We start from the raw sequence: 15,679 nt of genomic DNA on the forward strand, positions 1-15,679 counted from the left end.
GATGATTGAGGTTCACCCCAACCCCGCCAAAGCACTTTCAGATGGTCCTCAGTCTCTGACACCTGGCGATTTTGTGGAACTGATGCAAGAAATTGCTCCCCTTGCCCAATTCTTCGGGCGTGGAACCAAATCAGCTTTCACAAATGCCACTCCAAACTTGGCTGCCAAAATCTCCTCAACTGTGGGTGTTTAAATTGCTACTTCAGGCGTCGTTTCTTGAAGGTAGGTGATATCAGCTTGACATGCATTTGCTCATGGATTTGCCTACCCAAGATTCTTTAATCATCCTGAAATTATTTCGTCAAAGCAATTATGTGTGCGTATTATTTTTGCAGTTTGACAATAAATCAATCAACACAGACGGTCTATTCGCTGGGATTTTCCTATCCCAAATCCAAATTTGACACTGCTGTTACATTCTCATAAACCTTTGTACAAACTACTTGACAAGATTGCCGAAAGTCTAGCTTTTTTTTTGGAGATACCGGGAATGAAAATAGGCGCAATACATAATCTGATCCTAAATGCTCCAAAATCATTTATTTCTTATCACTGCATAAGTCGAATTTAATCGCATTTATTTAAAAACTGGTAGTTGTTGTCGCAGTCACTTACAAAAAAATGATGGTCAACGTCAGATTTTAACCCGTGTCCTGCAGGCAATGCCAGCAAGTAGCCAACCTATCCTGGTAATGATTTTATGACTTACGCATTGACGGAAGAGACACGATGTGAATAGCATCGAAACGGCTGAATCAGATTTTAAGTTACTGCTAAAAAGGACGATCTTGTCTAGGTCAAAGCTGAGAGCTGGATGGAAGCTAAACAAGGAAAGCTTTCACTCGCTTAACTGGTCTTCAGCAAATAAGGTAGGGCTAAACTCACATGCAGCAAACTTCTGTCAATGCGTAAGTTCTAGATTTTTTAAATTAGCTTTCAGAGGTAATACCGATGCAATTTGATACTCAATCTTACACAACTCAAGGTGGAATCTTTGTATCACGTTCTGTAACTAAGACTTCCATAGATTCAGCCATTGAGGAGGTTTTGGTACGTCTTGATTCCCAACGCGGCGGCTTACTGGCAAGTAGCTATGAATACCCAGGACGGTATAAAAGATGGGCGATCGGTTTTGTCAATCCACCTTTAGAACTTGTTACCCGCGATAACACTTTTACCATTACGGCGCATAACGAGCGAGGCAAGATACTGCTAGATTATCTGGCAGAGTGTTTGTTGGACCAACCATACCTTCAAGCCGTAAATAAAGAGAACAACCAAATCATCGGTTCCGTCAAACCAACAGAACGTTTATTTTCAGAAGAAGAACGCAGCAGACAACCATCTGTTTTCAGTGTGGTTCGCGAGATATTATCTGTCTTCTACAGTCCGGAAGACGAAAATCTGGGACTTTATGGCGCATTTGGCTATGACTTGGTTTTCCAGTTTGAGCAAATGCCAAAGCATCTGGAACGTGCAGCAGACCAAAGGGATTTGGTACTATATCTGCCTGATGAATTGTTAGTTGTTGACTACCACTTACAACAGGCATTTCGTTTGCAGTATGATTTCGTGACCAAGGTTGGTAGCACTAGAGATTTACCTCGCACAGGTGAAGTTATCGATTACCGAGGTCAGCGCCTCAGTGTCACTCAAGCCTCTGACCATGAAAGCGGTGAATATGAGGGACAAGTTACCAAAGCCCTCGATTACTTCCGTCGCGGCGATTTATTTGAAGTTGTTCCTAGTCAAAGCTTCTTTCAAGCCTGCGAAAAACCCCCAACTGAACTTTTCCGAATTCTCAAGGAGATAAATCCCAGTCCCTATGGATTTATCTTTAATTTAGGTGGAGAATATTTGATTGGTGCATCTCCAGAAATGTTTGTGCGTGTTGACGGTAGACGTGTTGAAACTTGCCCAATCAGTGGTACGATTCGCCGGGGACAAGATGCAATTACTGATGCGGCGCAAATTCAGAAGCTGCTGAACTCGCGCAAAGATGAATCTGAACTCACCATGTGTACCGACGTAGACCGCAACGATAAGTCGCGAATTTGTGAGCCAGGGTCTGTGCGAGTGATTGGTCGTCGCCAAATTGAAATGTACAGCCATCTTATCCATACAGTAGACCATGTGGAAGGTATACTGAAACCGGAAGCTGATGCTTTGGATGCATTCCTCACCCATCTGTGGGCAGTCACAGTCACAGGCGCACCAAAACGTTCTGCCATGCAGTTTCTCGAACAAAATGAGCGCAGCCCCAGACGTTGGTATGGTGGAGCTGTTGGAGGCTTAAGTTTTAAAGGCAACTTGAATACTGGTTTGATTTTACGAACTATCCGACTCAAGGACTCAGTTGCACAGGTGCGAGTCGGTGCAACGGTTCTTTATGACTCAGAACCAGAAGCCGAGGCACAAGAAACTCTTACTAAAGCTGGTGCCTTATTCCAAACACTTCGTACAGTAATTCATAAGAGTGCAGATTTGCCAATATTGTCAAACCTTGAGATTCAAGAAGCGAATCCAGGGGCGCTCAAGCGTGTCTTGCTCATTGACTATGAAGACTCATTTGTTCACACCTTAGCTAATTACATCCGTCAAACCGGTGCTACAGTGACAACACTACGGCATGGTTTTGCAGAATCAGTTTTTGATACAGAAAAACCCGACTTGGTTGTTTTGTCTCCCGGTCCTGGAAAACCAAGTGACTTTCGTGTAGCCGATACAATTGCAGCTTGCAAAAAACGGGAAATTCCTATATTTGGCGTGTGCTTGGGATTACAGTCAATAGTCGAGGCACACGGTGGAAAACTGGGAGTTCTGGATTATCCCCAGCATGGCAAGGTATCTCAGGTATCTGTTGTTGATCCAGATTCTGTTGTCTTTAAAGGCTTACCACAATCTTTTGAAGTTGGTAGATACCACTCGTTGTATGCGCTACCAGAAAGCCTACCTGCAGAACTCAAAGTGACAGCCATATCTGCGGATGGTGTGATTATGGGGATCGAGCATCAAACACTACCAATTGCTGGTGTTCAGTTCCATCCAGAATCTATCATGACTTTGGCAGATGGAGTCGGATTAATAATTGTGACAAACGTAGTACGTGCATTCACTACTAAACTTCCCTCTTCACTCGTTGCATAAGATCCCCCCCTGCCCCCCTTTGTAAGGGGGAGACCTAGCCATTGGTGTCAACTTAACCCAAAACCCTTCTAAAATCTCGTTTCCAGGTTCCACCTGGAAATGCCCTTGAAGCGGCTCTGCCGCTCATAAGGCAGGCAGAGCCTCCTAATAGGCATTCCCAGCCTCAGGCTGGGAACGAGGCAAGGCTGGGAACGAGCCAAAAGCGGACAGGCTGTCTAGTCCATGCCACAAAAAATGCTTGTTCATCCCGTAAATATGCAACGCCCAACTCATAACCGCTATAAAAAAATATGCTGAATTATCAATCTCAACCACAAACAACTGCACAGTCCGCCAAACCGCGCCATATTCTCGAAGAAATTGTTTGGCACAAACAGCAAGAAGTTGCCGCCATGAAAGAGCAACTGCCGTTTTCCGATTTAAAACTTCAAATTAGCCTTGCTCCTGCTGTGCGAAATTTCTTGAATGCTTTACGGCAAAATCCTATCAAGCCCAGCATTATTGCGGAGGTCAAGAAAGCCTCACCAAGTAAAGGAGTCATTCGTGCTGATTTTGAACCAGTAAAAATTGCCTCTGCATATGAACGAGGTGGTGCAAGTTGTATTTCTGTGTTAACTGACGAAAAATTTTTTCAAGGCAGTTTTGAAAATTTGCGACTTATTAGAAACAGTGTAGGCTTGCCGCTACTTTGCAAAGAGTTTGTCATAGACCCTTACCAAATTTACAAAGCACGAGTCAATGGTGCAGATGCAGTGCTACTGATTGCAGCTATCTTAAGCGACGAAACGCTGCAAGATTTTCTGCATATTATTCATGATTTAGGCATGACTGCCTTGGTGGAAGTGCATACTTTAACTGAACTTGACCGAGTGCTGGCATTATCAAATGTGCAACTCGTCGGCATTAACAACCGTAATTTGGAAAACTTTAGCCTTGACTTAGAAACGACGAAACACCTATTGGAAGAACGTAAAGAAAAGTTAAGAAGTTTAGACATTACGGTGGTGAGTGAGTCTGGTTTGTATACATCTTCTGATTTAGCTTTTGTCGCCCAAGCGGGAGCTGAAGCTGTGTTGATTGGAGAATCTTTAGTTAAGCAAGCTGATTTGGAGCAAGCTGTCAAGGAATTAAGGATTCATTGATCTTGAATATTGCATTTTTGATTCTGTCTTTCCCCTATTAACTTATTGTTGGCTTTCAGTAGAAAATTAAGATGACTACTATCTCGGGACACTTTGAATCTTTACGCGCAAAAAACGAATGTGCTTTAATTCCTTTTATTACAGCTGGCGACCCTGATTTGGAAACGACAGCTGAAGCCTTAGGAATTTTGGATGCTAGTGGTGCAGATTTCATTGAATTAGGAGTTCCCTATTCTGACCCATTGGCTGATGGACCTGTCATTCAAGCGGCTGCGACTCGCGCCCTCAAGGGGGGAACTCGCTTAGCTCATGTTTTAGAAATGGCGCAGTCAGCCACTCGTAAGTTGCGATCGCCTATCATCCTATTTACTTATTACAACCCAATTTTAAATCTGGGGGCTGAGCAGTTCGTCAAGCAAGTTGCAGCTTCTGGAATCAAGGGGTTGGTTGTACCCGATTTGCCTTTGGAAGAAGCAGATGATTTGTTACAGCGTGCTTCGGCTGAGGGAATTGAAGTCACATTGTTAGTGACTCCTAACAGTTCAAAAGAACGGATTGAGGCGATCGCCCGTCAATCTCGTGGTTTTATTTACCTGGTAAGTGTCACAGGTGTGACAGGTGTACGCTCCCAGTTGCAAACGCGGGTTAAAGATGTACTCCAAGAAATCCGCAGTGTAACTGACAAGCCAATTGCTGTTGGTTTTGGCATCTCCACTCCAGAACAAGCTCGTCAAGTTAAGGAGTGGGGTGCAGATGCAGTGATTGTGGGAAGCGCCTTTGTGCAACGCTTGGGAGAAAGTACACCATATCGCGGGCTGCGAGCTATTAGAGATTTTTGTAACGATTTGAAGGCATCTATTAGCCCCACTGTAAAAATTGAAAATTAACCATTTAGGGCTTACGCCATCTTTTTCTCTGTGTTGCCTAATGGGCTTGAATATAGCGCTTGGTGGTGTTGAATGAAATACATCAAGTTAGGAGAACCACAGATGGACACTCATGGGACACAGATAAATACAGCAGATTGCAAGTTCACGAGGTACAGCTTTTCAACTCAAAAGCGAGATATAGAGCAAATTTTACTTCTGACTTCTGACTTCTGACTCCTGAATTCTGCTGTAATGACTTCATTCAAACGAGAAGCGCTATAAATTCGCGTAAGCCCTGAAAATTCCAACCATATTACAAATTTAGGAAATTCCATGTTAGCAAACACTCAAAACACGAATCTTTCTACTCCACAGACTCATCAACAACCAGATATCCTCGGTCGGTTTGGTCAATTTGGGGGTAAGTATGTCCCTGAAACATTAATGCCGGCACTCAGTGAATTAGAAACCGCGTATCAGAAATACCGCAACGACCCGGATTTTCAAAACGAACTACAGGGACTCTTACGCGACTACGTTGGACGCGCTACCCCCCTCTACTTTGCGGAACGTCTCACCAAGCACTATGCCAAGCCAGATGGCACGGGACCGCAAATTTACTTAAAACGCGAAGATTTAAACCATACAGGCGCTCACAAAATTAATAACGCCTTAGCTCAGGTGTTACTCGCGAAACGTATGGGCAAACAGCGGATTATTGCGGAAACCGGAGCAGGTCAGCATGGTGTTGCAACTGCTACAGTCTGCGCCCGTTTTGGCTTAAAGTGCCTGATTTATATGGGCATCCATGACATGGAACGACAAGCCCTGAATGTGTTTCGGATGCGATTGATGGGGGCAGAAGTCAGTCCTGTAGAGGCGGGAACCGGAACCCTCAAGGACGCCACGAGTGAAGCAATTCGGGATTGGGTGACAAATGTAGAAACCACTCACTACATTTTAGGTTCTGTTGCTGGACCCCATCCTTACCCGATGATGGTGCGAGACTTTCAAGCGATCATTGGCAAGGAAACTCGCGCCCAGTCCCAGGAAAAATGGGGCGGACTACCGGATATTCTGCTTGCTTGTGTTGGCGGAGGTTCCAATGCTATTGGGCTTTTCCATGAATTTGTCAACGAACCATCTGTACGCTTGATTGGAATTGAGGCAGCAGGTGAAGGAATTGATACTGAAAAGCACGCGGCAACTTTGACACTTGGCAGACCCGGTGTTTTGCACGGGGCAATGAGTTATGTTCTGCAAGATGAGGATGGTCAGATTGTTGAAGCACACTCTATCAGTGCTGGGTTAGATTATCCTGGTGTTGGTCCGGAACATAGTTATTTAAAGGATCTTAAACGTGCTGAATATTACAGCGTGACCGACCAGCAGGCGTTGGAGGCATTTAAGCGTCTGTCGCAACTGGAAGGGATTATTCCGGCACTAGAAACATCCCACGCCATTGCTTTCCTAGAAACTCTTTGTCCGCAACTGACTGGTAGCCCCAGAATTGTTATCAACTGCTCTGGACGTGGTGACAAGGATGTGCATACAGTTGCGAAATTCTTGGATACTTTTTAAGGTCTGAAAAAATTTGTAGTAAGCACGCTTAGTGCTTCATATCAGTGAAGATAGTGCTTACTACGAATTTTGTGATGTTTCAAACATCATATAAGCTAATCAAATTTGTAAATTTAAGACATTTCCTGCTTTTTTCAGTTATTTTTATTAGATAATAAGCTTGTCGTTGAACGACTTTTTTCAACTTTAGACACTTTGAAACCAAAGTGTCTAAGATTATGATTTCTATTCACAGAAAAAATTAATTTGTGATATCAAAAATAACGAGATGCAGAAGAAAAAAGTGTCTGGAAATCCTACTGTAAAAGCCCAAGTTTACGAAAAATTTCTGACTAATACAATTGCTTCTGGAGTCAGCCTGCTCAGTTTATTACTTTTAGGGACATCTTCAACACGGGCGCAAATACCCTCCGCTTCAGGTGGTGCAGCAGATTTTGTCAGCCAAAATCAGGTAAAAAAAAGCATGCCTGAAATCAATCAGGTGACAAATGTCAATCAACTGAGTGATGTCCAACCTACAGAAAGACCTTTCGCTTCAGGTGGTGCAGGAAACTTCGTCACTCAAAACCAGGGAAAAAAAAGCACGCCTGGAATAAGTCAGGTGACAAATGTCAATCAACTGAGTGATGTGCAACCGACTGATTGGGCTTTTCAGGCATTGCAGTCACTGGTTGAACGCTATGGTTGTATTGCTGGGTATCCTAATGGTACCTATCGCGGAAACCGCGCGATGACGCGTTATGAGTTTGCGGCGGGATTGAATGCTTGCTTGAACCGTATCAATGAATTGATTGCACAAGCCACAACAGATTTGGTGAGCAAAGAAGACTTGGCAACTTTGCAGAGGCTTCAGCAAGAATTCACGCCTGAACTGGCAACTTTACGAGGTCGGGTAGATGTGCTAGAAGCACGTACAGCAGAACTGCAAGCCAATCAGTTCTCCACAACGACCAAACTCACTGGTCAGGCTATTATTTCCGTGAATGCTGGTGGGTTCAGTGGCGATCGCATTATTGTCCCCGGTAACGCCCCCACCCCCCCCGATAACCCCCTCGGTAACATCCCCGATAACCCCGGTAATCTAATTACCAGCCAACCCAATCCTACAATATTGTTTCGAGCAGCTATAGATTTAGACACCAGCTTCCGGGGAACTGACTTGCTGAAAATTCGCCTTGATGCTGGAAGTGCTATTGTTGATAGCAATGGTCAACCTAGTGGTGGGTTAGATAATGCCGCAGGTTTGCTAGAGCCTAATTTTGGGAGTGTTATAGACTACTCAGTCAAGCCACCTGTAGATCGTGATCTAGGTCTGAGCCGACTATATTACAGCTTTCAACTTGCTAAAGACTTTAAAGTCACTATTGGTCCGAATTTTGTCTCAGCCGATTTTATTGACTTCAACAGTTACGCTTATCTCAGCTTCTTGGACTTTAGCACTCTGGCTTTTGTGAATAACTTTATTCTCTTCCCACTTAACGGTCCAAGTGCAGGGGCAGCAATCGACTGGAAGCCAGGTCAGGGACCGATTTCCGTCCGGGCGTTGTATGTCGCAGCAGACGCAGCAAATCCAGGCAACCAAGGACCGGGAGTGCTTCAGAGTGTTTCATCATTCACAAGAGTCTTATATCCCGATGCTTTTGCCAGTGCTGGTGGTGCTCCCAATGCCAATCCCAATGGTGCAGGCGATCGCGGCTTATTTGGAGATACCTATCAAGCTATGGTGGAATTAGAATACGCGCCCTCCAGAGCTTTTGCTTTGCGTCTGCAATACAGCGGTGGCGAACTATTCAGCAACCGCTTTGATGTCTTTGGCGTGAATGCTGAACTTACCCTCGCACAAAAGTTTGGTATTTTTGGTCGCTACGGTTACGGTAGCTACGATAATACCGCCTTTGGCGACATCAAACCCAATTACTGGATGGCGGGGGTTGCAATGCGAGACTTGTTTACACGCGGTGCTTTAGCAGGAGTTGCCGTAGGTCAGCCATTTGTTGTCAATCAAATCGGCAATTCAACTCAGACCAATTTCGAGGCGTTTTATAACTTCCCGTTTAGTCGAAATATCCAAGTTACACCAACAATTCAAGTGATTCGCCATGCAGGAAATGAAGAAAGCAACGACACAATTGTGACGGGTACACTCCGTACAGTATTTTCCTTTTAAAAGCATCAAAAAAAAGCTGCTTTCTTAATCTTGCTTTGTAGTATAATTAACTTGACTACTTAGAAAATACTGATAAGCTGTAGCGCATCTAAATTGTACTTTTTGCAGCCTGAAATCCTTGCTGTGAGGTTTTCAGCTTGAAAAATTAAGCGCGTTTTAGCTTAGTAGTTGAGTTTTGTGAACTTCATTGTCGGTCTCCACTGGCACTCAAACTAATTTTCTTATCAACGCGCTTTCACGCCTTCAAAGACATTCTATTAATTCTGACCCTACTGCCGGGTAAATTAATACAGATGTTCTATTAGGCGGTCATATTTTCTATGACTAGTGCCAGTTGCGTAAGCCCTGCCAATAAAAGGCTGAAGCCTTTATCTGGTAGGTATTTCAATCCCTACTTTTCGGCTGGTGTCAGCTTCGCTATATTTGCGCCCAGTAAGACAACCTCATCGAATTGCTCGTTAGTTAATAAATTGGCTGGGCTTGCTGGTGCGCCGGAGCAAAAAGATGATGGTTCCAACAACAATTAAGCTGATGCCGATGAAATAAAAGCAGTCACTGAACGCCATGATGTTTGCTTGTTGGCGAACAGTCCCTGCCAGTGCTGCCGAGGCTTGAGTCTGAGCTGCACTTGGATCACCGAGTTTAGTCGTAAAGACTTGGCTGAGTTGCTCTAACCGCTCCTGCGTCTGCGTGTTGTAGGAAGAAACGGCTTCTACAATATGGTTGGAGTGAAACTGTTCGCGCTTAGTGAGCAAGGTTCCAAGAATAGCTGTTCCTAACGTTCCGGCAACGACTCGAATGCCGTTGAAGATCGCAAACACTGAATCGGCTTGATCTTTTTGAACCCCATTGGTTGCGATAAACGAGATCGCAACCACAATGACAGGTTGCCCGATCGCTCGTACTACCTGTGACCAAACAAACTGCTCTCCCCCGTTGTAGTAAGTCAATGCGGAATTCATGAAGCAACTAGTCACAAAGATTCCCAACCCGATCGCTAGTACTAGCCGGGCTTCAAGATGCTCTATCAGTTTAGCCACAAACGGATTGACTACCACGCCCCAAATCAACACTGAACCAATCTGGATTGTGTTGTAGCCTTGAATTTGCCCTAGATATTGCGGTAGTACATATGTATAAGCAAGGACAAGAAAAACACTGAGATTGAGCAGATTGATGAGTGCAAAGTTGGGTTGCCCTAGTAAGCGAATATTGATTAAGGGGCAACGAATCATTAGTTCCCATCCACAAAACAGTATAAAAAATAAGAGGGAAAACAGACTCAACTGCACAATCCACTCAGAGTCAAACCAGTTTTCGGTATTGCCCCGCTGGAGCACAGCAATCAGGCTTGTTTGCGCCATAAGTAGAAGAATTAGCCCTAGCCAATCGATTTGTTTAAGTATCGATAATCTCATCGGTTGCGAGTCAAGCCAGTGCCAGAGTCCAGCAATCAGGAGCAAACCCAACGGAATTTCAAAGTAGTAAAACGCCTGCCAGTTGTAGTTATCGACAAACCAACCTGCCGTCAGTTGGGCAATGGGAGTCTCCGGTCTGGGAGCGGCTGTTGTTGGCGTGGGTTGAGGGGCTTGTGGTGGTAACTGGTTGTCTGGATTGGTGTTCACCTGACGATTCCTCTCTAATCCTAGGTTTCGTGTCTTTGAACCGTAACTAATGCTCGGTGTTGCTGAAGCCAATTGTTATCTGGCTGTAATTCAAGGGCGTGATTAAAGTCAGCAAGTGCTTGATCATGCTGCCCCAGTTGCCTGTAAACCTCGCCACGATTAGCAAAACTACGAACACAGCGAGGATCAAGTGAAATCGCTCGATCTAAATCTACCAGTGCATCCTCATAGCACTCGATGCGGCGATAAATTTCACCTCGATTTGCTAAACACCAGGGACAGTTAGGATCAAGTTCTAAAGCTCGATTGAAATCTGCTAAGGCTTTGAGATCATGTCCAAGTTGCAGATAAGTTTTACCGCGATTGGCGATCGCCCATTTGTAATTCGGGTTGCGCTCAATCACCTGATTAAAATCCGCAAGTGCCTGTTCGTACCATTCCAGCAACCGATAGGTTTCACCCCGATTAGCCAGACACCAAAGACAGATTGGATCAATCGCTAACGCATAAGTAAAGTCTTGCAGGGCTTCGTCGTACCACCCCAGTTGCCGATAGACTTGCCCTCGATTGGCGATTGCCCACTTAAAATCAGGCGCGAGCTGAATTGCGCGGTTCAAATCAACCAGTGCTTCGTCGTACCGCCCCAGCACCCGGTAGGTTTCACCGCGATTTGCTAAACACCAGGGACAATTGGGGTCAAGCGCTAACGCATACGTAAAGTCTGTCAGTGCGGCTTCATACTCCCCCATGAGTCGATGGAGTTGAGCTTTTCCCGCGATTGCCCATTTGTTCCGGGGCTTAAGATGGATAGCGCGGCTGAAATCCGCAAGTGCATTAAGCAAGCGTCCGCTCTCTTTATGCGTCCATCCTCGCTGAGTGAGTGCCCAGGTAACGTCAAAGACAATCTCGATCACAAAGATGGCGACAATACCTGCAAAAATTCCGAGAAACGCGGTTCTAAGATCCATATTCAGTCTGTAACTGACAACACTAGCTTGTAGGAATCTGAGCGAACGACTTCAAACCAGGAAGCGTTAGAGCAATGGCTGGATTCTAAGACTTCAGGAACATTGAATGATAGTTTAGTTTTGACTGTTATCCACTATTTGACCTGGAAAGATTAGAAAGTTAAGGCAGAAGTTAGTGAAAAAATAATTAATGCTTTCATCCCATTTGGGGTCTGTTTTATCTTCTTTAAGTTGATTGTTAAAATGTTAATTTTGCCTGTCAATAGAAAGCACAAAATGGAATACTAAAAACAAATTTCCTTTCTCAATTGCGACAGGGATTACCAATGGAACCCTCAAATGCTCTCGGCGGCGCACCTGAGTTTGATGGTCACAAAGCAGAAATAGATGCTTCTGAGTTGCTGCCAAATCCGTCTTCTAACCCTGCCACATCCCAAGTATTTACGTCACCAACAACATCAACACTGGGGCGAGAGCCGACGACTGCCACTGCCACAATCAATGCAACCAAAGCGTTGCCCAGTAGTCCTCTGGGAACACCGTATCCCATTGCTCCTGCACCGAAGCGCCCCCGTAAGCGGATGCTACTGGCGGTGTTGGGGGTGGGAGCGATCGCACAGGTACAGGCACAGGTCAAAAATACCCAGCTTCAGTTGTCCTACACCCGTATCACCGCACCGACAGCAGGTAGAGTGGGCAACAAGACGGTGGAAGTTGGGCAACGACTACAACCGGGACAAACCCTGATGGCAGTGGTGCAAGACCAACCGTGGATTATTGCTAATTTCAAGGAAACTCAGCTCGGCAAAATGAAGCCGGGACAGGATGTAGAAATCAAAATTGATTTATCCACTTGTTGGTAGTTTTGTCTAGACTTTTAGAAGCGGTAACGCTGCTCATAATAATCCATGCCAGGATCGGTATAATCTTCTCCTGTTGTCCAAAGTTTGTAAAAAATCCGCGCAATAGAGATGAGCGGTAGCGGTAATGGCGCTATTGAGAGCCAAGTCGAGAACGTAAGCGACGATAAAACGCGCGATGGCGCAGAATTACTTTTTCCGGCGGTTTGTGCTGCCATGCGGAAGGCATCTTCCTGCGCGGTTCACTATTCTACAACTTTAGCACCGTTATAACTTATCGTGGGGTTCGCGATGGTCTATACGGTATTGTTCCAACCTTCTAATTGCCATCACCAAACTCAACTTCATACGTGTAAAGGCTTCCACCAAACTGCCAACTTCATCGTTGGATACTTTTTCAAAATCAGCCTCCATATCACCCGTACTTACAGCTTCTGCAACCCTAACGACGCGTTTGATTGGTCGAACAACATACCGCTTCAGCCAAAAGTTAGCCATGTAGATGGCGATCGCAAAAATTATTGTGACAATACCCATCACTAAAATAAAAGATTGACGAGTTTTCTGCAAAACTTCATTCGTTGGTACAGAAACAATCTGAGCGCCCAGAACTTCATTCAATTTCCACCCCATACCATTTTGATCTCCATAAATTTTAATCATTTCTTTGGGTGCAACTTCAGGCGTACTGTGACATCTCAAGCAACTAGCATCATTGAGAGCTAAGGGGCGAGCGACATAAAAGTATTTTTCTCCCTGAAAAGAACGAAATCCTGACGTTTGTTGCATATTTTTGTTCTGAGCGAAATTTTGTATAATCTCTTTTTCAAAGCTATCAGCCATGTCTTGAAGATTAGTGGGATTTAGCATTGCTTCTTTATACAAAAAGTCCTGATAGGAATTATTATCTTTACGTAAGGAATCAAAGACTTTACGGGACGAATAAGCAGGGACAACTTGCGGTAAAAACCCCTGATTCCCTAAACTTGCCTCCAAGTGTGGAGTGACTTCATTGTTTGTATAAGAACGAACAGAGTTTAGAGTTCGCAACAGCAATAAAGCATTGGAAGTGATTTCATTTTGAGCTTTATAATTCAGGATGTTAGCCAAAGCGATACCACTAAAGGTAATTCCTCCCAGAAATATTACGAGTAGTAGTATGGTCAGCTTTTGAGCTAATGCTAAATCGTTAAGATTTTGTGAAAATGTTCTTAACATATCTCTACAATGTCATGTATAAATAAACTATGTTAATTATCAATCACAAAAACAAAGATTGAGAAGAAGACATAAATCAGAATGATTCTAAGGATAAATGTGGGCAATTGAGTCAGGTACGCTTAGAATTCTTTTTTCTCAACGGAAGTTGCGGAGGGTAATAACCCGAATCATGGCTCAGGAGTACAGAATTATTCTTATTTTTTCTAGTTTCTGGACATGTCCTAAATTCTGAATTCTGACCTCTGAGTTCTGAGTTCTTTCTTGAGAAAACAAAAATCTAGGATACAAGCCTCAAAAATCTCGTCGAAAAGTCACGGGTTCCATCAAGACTAGGGAAACAAATTGAATAGCCTGTTTGAGGAAAAAATATATACAGTTTTTTCCAAGACAAAAGGTCGAGTAGTTATCTTTCTCTCGACCTAACGATTATAAAAATCTTTGATTGCGTGAAAATTAATTTTACAACTCTAGCTGTTTAACTGCTCTCGTTTTTTTGGAAGTTAGCAACGAACCAAATACTACAACTGTGATGATGGTAAGAACAGCACTAGCATAAAAGACTCCTTGGATTCCCCAAACACCGTAAGCAAGACCTGCAAGTAACGGACCTAGCGCCCTTCCCAGTGATTGAACTGTAACATTCAAGGCCATAAATCCAGCCCGGTAACCTTCTGGGGCAATTCCTGCTAACATTGCTTGCAGGGTTGGTAAAGCCAAGGCTGCAGATACACCAAATATAATACAGGGAATGATCAGCAACCAAGTGTTATGAATTGTAGGCATAAGTACTAGTGACAAACCACACAGAAGAAAACCTGATATGATTAAGTTTTTTTCTGAAAGCTTAGTTGCCAAAAATCCCAGTTGAGAAGCAGCAAAGGAAAAAGCTATTGACTGACAGCAAATAATAATACCAATTTCTGCTCCCGAAGCGCCTAGTTGAGTTCCTGCATAGATTGGGATATAGGTATAGAAACTACCTAACTCAATGACGAATAAAGAAAACACCGTAAACAGTAGCCCAAACACTTGAGGATTCTTAATATTGTCACAGGTAGTTTTGAGATAGGTGCCCAGATTCAAATTCTGAGTATTCTTTTGCTTGCTTGCTACCTTCAGCTTCTGGGAAATTAACAATGCTACTGGAAAGGCTAATACCGATAGTAAAAAAGGATATCGCCAACTCAACTCGCCTAAGAACCCACCAATTAGAGGATAAATTGTGGCAGCAACGCCAATGATTGCGGCGTTAAACCCCATTGCAGAAGTGAGCATTTTCCCACTATATAAATCGCTGATCAGAGTGAGTTCCAAAGACTCTAAACTAGCAGCACCTATACCTGTCAAAAACCGCCACTCCAATAAGCTGCGAAAATTATTAGCGAACGCGCATAATATTCCGCCAACTCCAAACAGTAGCAGAGAAGGAATGAGGATTTTCTTCGTACCAATACGGTCAGCTAACGCTCCAAAAACCAGAGTTCCAACTGTAGTTGGCATCAGAAAAATTGTCATTACTAGTCCAATTTTTTGGGGTGGAATATTGAATGAATTTGCAATATTTGGCATTATAGGATTAATGCTAAGTATCCCACTAATTGCTACTAAGGATATACCAACTATCAAAACAAGATTGGCATCAATTTTTAGGGAGTCTGCCTTTTTAGTGTTGATTTTCTTTACTAATGAAGTCATGATTTTTTCTCCTAGAAAAAAGAGGATGGTTTTTGTTGTTAATGACTGGACAATCAATGGGTTGTATTTGAGTGAGACATTGCTTGAAAAGAGCAAAATTTACAAATACTTAGACAAGCAAAAAAAATGTTCAATTAAGAAAAATTGATATATTTAAAATTTATGCTTTTACATAACTTTTTTTGTATGCATTAACACTTAGTTAATTTGCGCAACAGAAGTTAAGCATGAATCAGCTAACCTTGCTGTATTTTTAATAGGTGTAAGCACGCTCAGGTTATGCAATTTTGGGATAGAAATGGAAAAAATTGCCAGTATTCTGGTCACTTCAACCAAGAAGACTGAGTGCAGTGCCCTTGATGCACGAACTGTCTCAAAGTAAAGTGCGTAAATTCCATAACTAT

General features: G+C 43.6%; 11 protein-coding genes and 1 pseudogene. 7 read left to right on the forward strand and 5 right to left on the reverse strand.

All coding sequences use genetic code 11. The annotated features are described in order from the left end of the window. The 6 genes and pseudogenes from AACT52_RS31315 to AACT52_RS31340 form a co-directional block, all read left to right on the forward strand. Positions 1-193, forward strand: a pseudogene (locus AACT52_RS31315) (3-deoxy-7-phosphoheptulonate synthase); the annotation flags it as partial. A gap of 758 nt (positions 194-951) precedes the next feature. After that, a complete protein-coding gene (locus tag AACT52_RS31320; RefSeq protein ID WP_073634547.1) occupies positions 952-3,147 on the forward strand; it encodes an anthranilate synthase in 2,196 nt (731 codons plus the stop codon). A 290-nt stretch (positions 3,148-3,437) separates the two neighbouring features. Next, the gene (gene trpC, locus AACT52_RS31325; RefSeq protein ID WP_073634548.1) at positions 3,438-4,289 is read left to right on the forward strand and encodes an indole-3-glycerol phosphate synthase TrpC; all 852 of its coding nucleotides are present in this window, start codon (positions 3,438-3,440) and stop codon (positions 4,287-4,289) included. 71 nt (positions 4,290-4,360) lie between these two features. Continuing rightward, positions 4,361-5,176: a tryptophan synthase subunit alpha gene (gene trpA, locus AACT52_RS31330; protein WP_073634549.1), complete on the forward strand. Its 816-nt coding sequence runs from the start codon at positions 4,361-4,363 to the stop codon at positions 5,174-5,176. Positions 5,177-5,491: 315 nt separating this feature from the next. Next, complete coding sequence (gene trpB / locus AACT52_RS31335; RefSeq protein ID WP_073634550.1) at positions 5,492-6,739, forward strand: tryptophan synthase subunit beta; 1,248 nt, start codon at positions 5,492-5,494, stop codon at positions 6,737-6,739. A 268-nt stretch (positions 6,740-7,007) separates the two neighbouring features. Continuing rightward, positions 7,008-8,906: an iron uptake porin gene (locus AACT52_RS31340; RefSeq protein ID WP_083630636.1), complete on the forward strand. Its 1,899-nt coding sequence runs from the start codon at positions 7,008-7,010 to the stop codon at positions 8,904-8,906. Between the two features lie 458 nt (positions 8,907-9,364). On the opposite strand, the gene AACT52_RS31345 is transcribed toward AACT52_RS31340, so the two are convergent. Together AACT52_RS31345 and AACT52_RS31350 are read right to left on the reverse strand one after the other, a co-directional pair. After that, positions 9,365-10,531, reverse strand: a complete 1,167-nt coding sequence (locus AACT52_RS31345) for an MFS transporter (RefSeq protein ID WP_073634551.1) — start codon at positions 10,529-10,531, stop codon at positions 9,365-9,367. Between the two features lie 20 nt (positions 10,532-10,551). Further along, positions 10,552-11,499: a tetratricopeptide repeat protein gene (locus AACT52_RS31350; protein WP_073634552.1), complete on the reverse strand. Its 948-nt coding sequence runs from the start codon at positions 11,497-11,499 to the stop codon at positions 10,552-10,554. A 326-nt stretch (positions 11,500-11,825) separates the two neighbouring features. Here AACT52_RS31350 and AACT52_RS31355 point away from each other — a divergent pair, with 326 nt between their 5' ends. Beyond that, a complete protein-coding gene (locus tag AACT52_RS31355) occupies positions 11,826-12,362 on the forward strand; it encodes an HlyD family secretion protein (RefSeq protein ID WP_083630640.1) in 537 nt (178 codons plus the stop codon). A gap of 14 nt (positions 12,363-12,376) precedes the next feature. Here the strand turns inward: AACT52_RS31355 and AACT52_RS31360 are convergent, their stop codons facing one another. The 3 genes from AACT52_RS31360 to AACT52_RS31370 all read right to left on the reverse strand — a co-directional run bounded on the left by AACT52_RS31360 (position 12,377) and on the right by AACT52_RS31370 (position 15,275). Beyond that, positions 12,377-12,577 carry a hypothetical protein gene (locus tag AACT52_RS31360; protein WP_073634553.1) on the reverse strand — a complete coding sequence of 67 codons (201 nt, stop codon included), beginning with the start codon at positions 12,575-12,577 and terminating at the stop codon, positions 12,377-12,379. Positions 12,578-12,626: 49 nt separating this feature from the next. Further along, positions 12,627-13,577, reverse strand: coding sequence for a c-type heme family protein (locus tag AACT52_RS31365; protein ID WP_073634554.1), 951 nt, complete (start codon positions 13,575-13,577; stop codon positions 12,627-12,629). Between the two features lie 462 nt (positions 13,578-14,039). Continuing rightward, positions 14,040-15,275, reverse strand: coding sequence for an MFS transporter (locus AACT52_RS31370; protein ID WP_073634555.1), 1,236 nt, complete (start codon positions 15,273-15,275; stop codon positions 14,040-14,042). Positions 15,276-15,679: the final 404 nt, after the last annotated feature.

Source organism: Scytonema sp. HK-05 (assembly GCF_963872035.1).
GTDB lineage: Bacteria > Cyanobacteriota > Cyanobacteriia > Cyanobacteriales > Nostocaceae > Kalymmatonema.

What these genes read in the sequence shown, in the direction of transcription:
- trpB (WP_073634550.1), top strand. Translation starts at nt 5,492, where the DNA reads ATGTTAGCAAACACTCAAAACACGAATCTTTCTACTCCACAGACTCAT.
- AACT52_RS31320 (WP_073634547.1), top strand. Translation starts at nt 952, where the DNA reads ATGCAATTTGATACTCAATCTTACACAACTCAAGGTGGAATCTTTGTA.
- AACT52_RS31370 (WP_073634555.1), bottom strand. Translation starts at nt 15,275, where the DNA reads ATGACTTCATTAGTAAAGAAAATCAACACTAAAAAGGCAGACTCCCTA.
- AACT52_RS31360 (WP_073634553.1), bottom strand. Translation starts at nt 12,577, where the DNA reads ATGGCAGCACAAACCGCCGGAAAAAGTAATTCTGCGCCATCGCGCGTT.
- trpA (WP_073634549.1), top strand. Translation starts at nt 4,361, where the DNA reads ATGACTACTATCTCGGGACACTTTGAATCTTTACGCGCAAAAAACGAA.
- AACT52_RS31355 (WP_083630640.1), top strand. Translation starts at nt 11,826, where the DNA reads ATGGAACCCTCAAATGCTCTCGGCGGCGCACCTGAGTTTGATGGTCAC.
- trpC (WP_073634548.1), top strand. Translation starts at nt 3,438, where the DNA reads ATGCTGAATTATCAATCTCAACCACAAACAACTGCACAGTCCGCCAAA.
- AACT52_RS31340 (WP_083630636.1), top strand. Translation starts at nt 7,008, where the DNA reads ATGCAGAAGAAAAAAGTGTCTGGAAATCCTACTGTAAAAGCCCAAGTT.
- AACT52_RS31365 (WP_073634554.1), bottom strand. Translation starts at nt 13,577, where the DNA reads ATGTTAAGAACATTTTCACAAAATCTTAACGATTTAGCATTAGCTCAA.
- AACT52_RS31350 (WP_073634552.1), bottom strand. Translation starts at nt 11,499, where the DNA reads ATGGATCTTAGAACCGCGTTTCTCGGAATTTTTGCAGGTATTGTCGCC.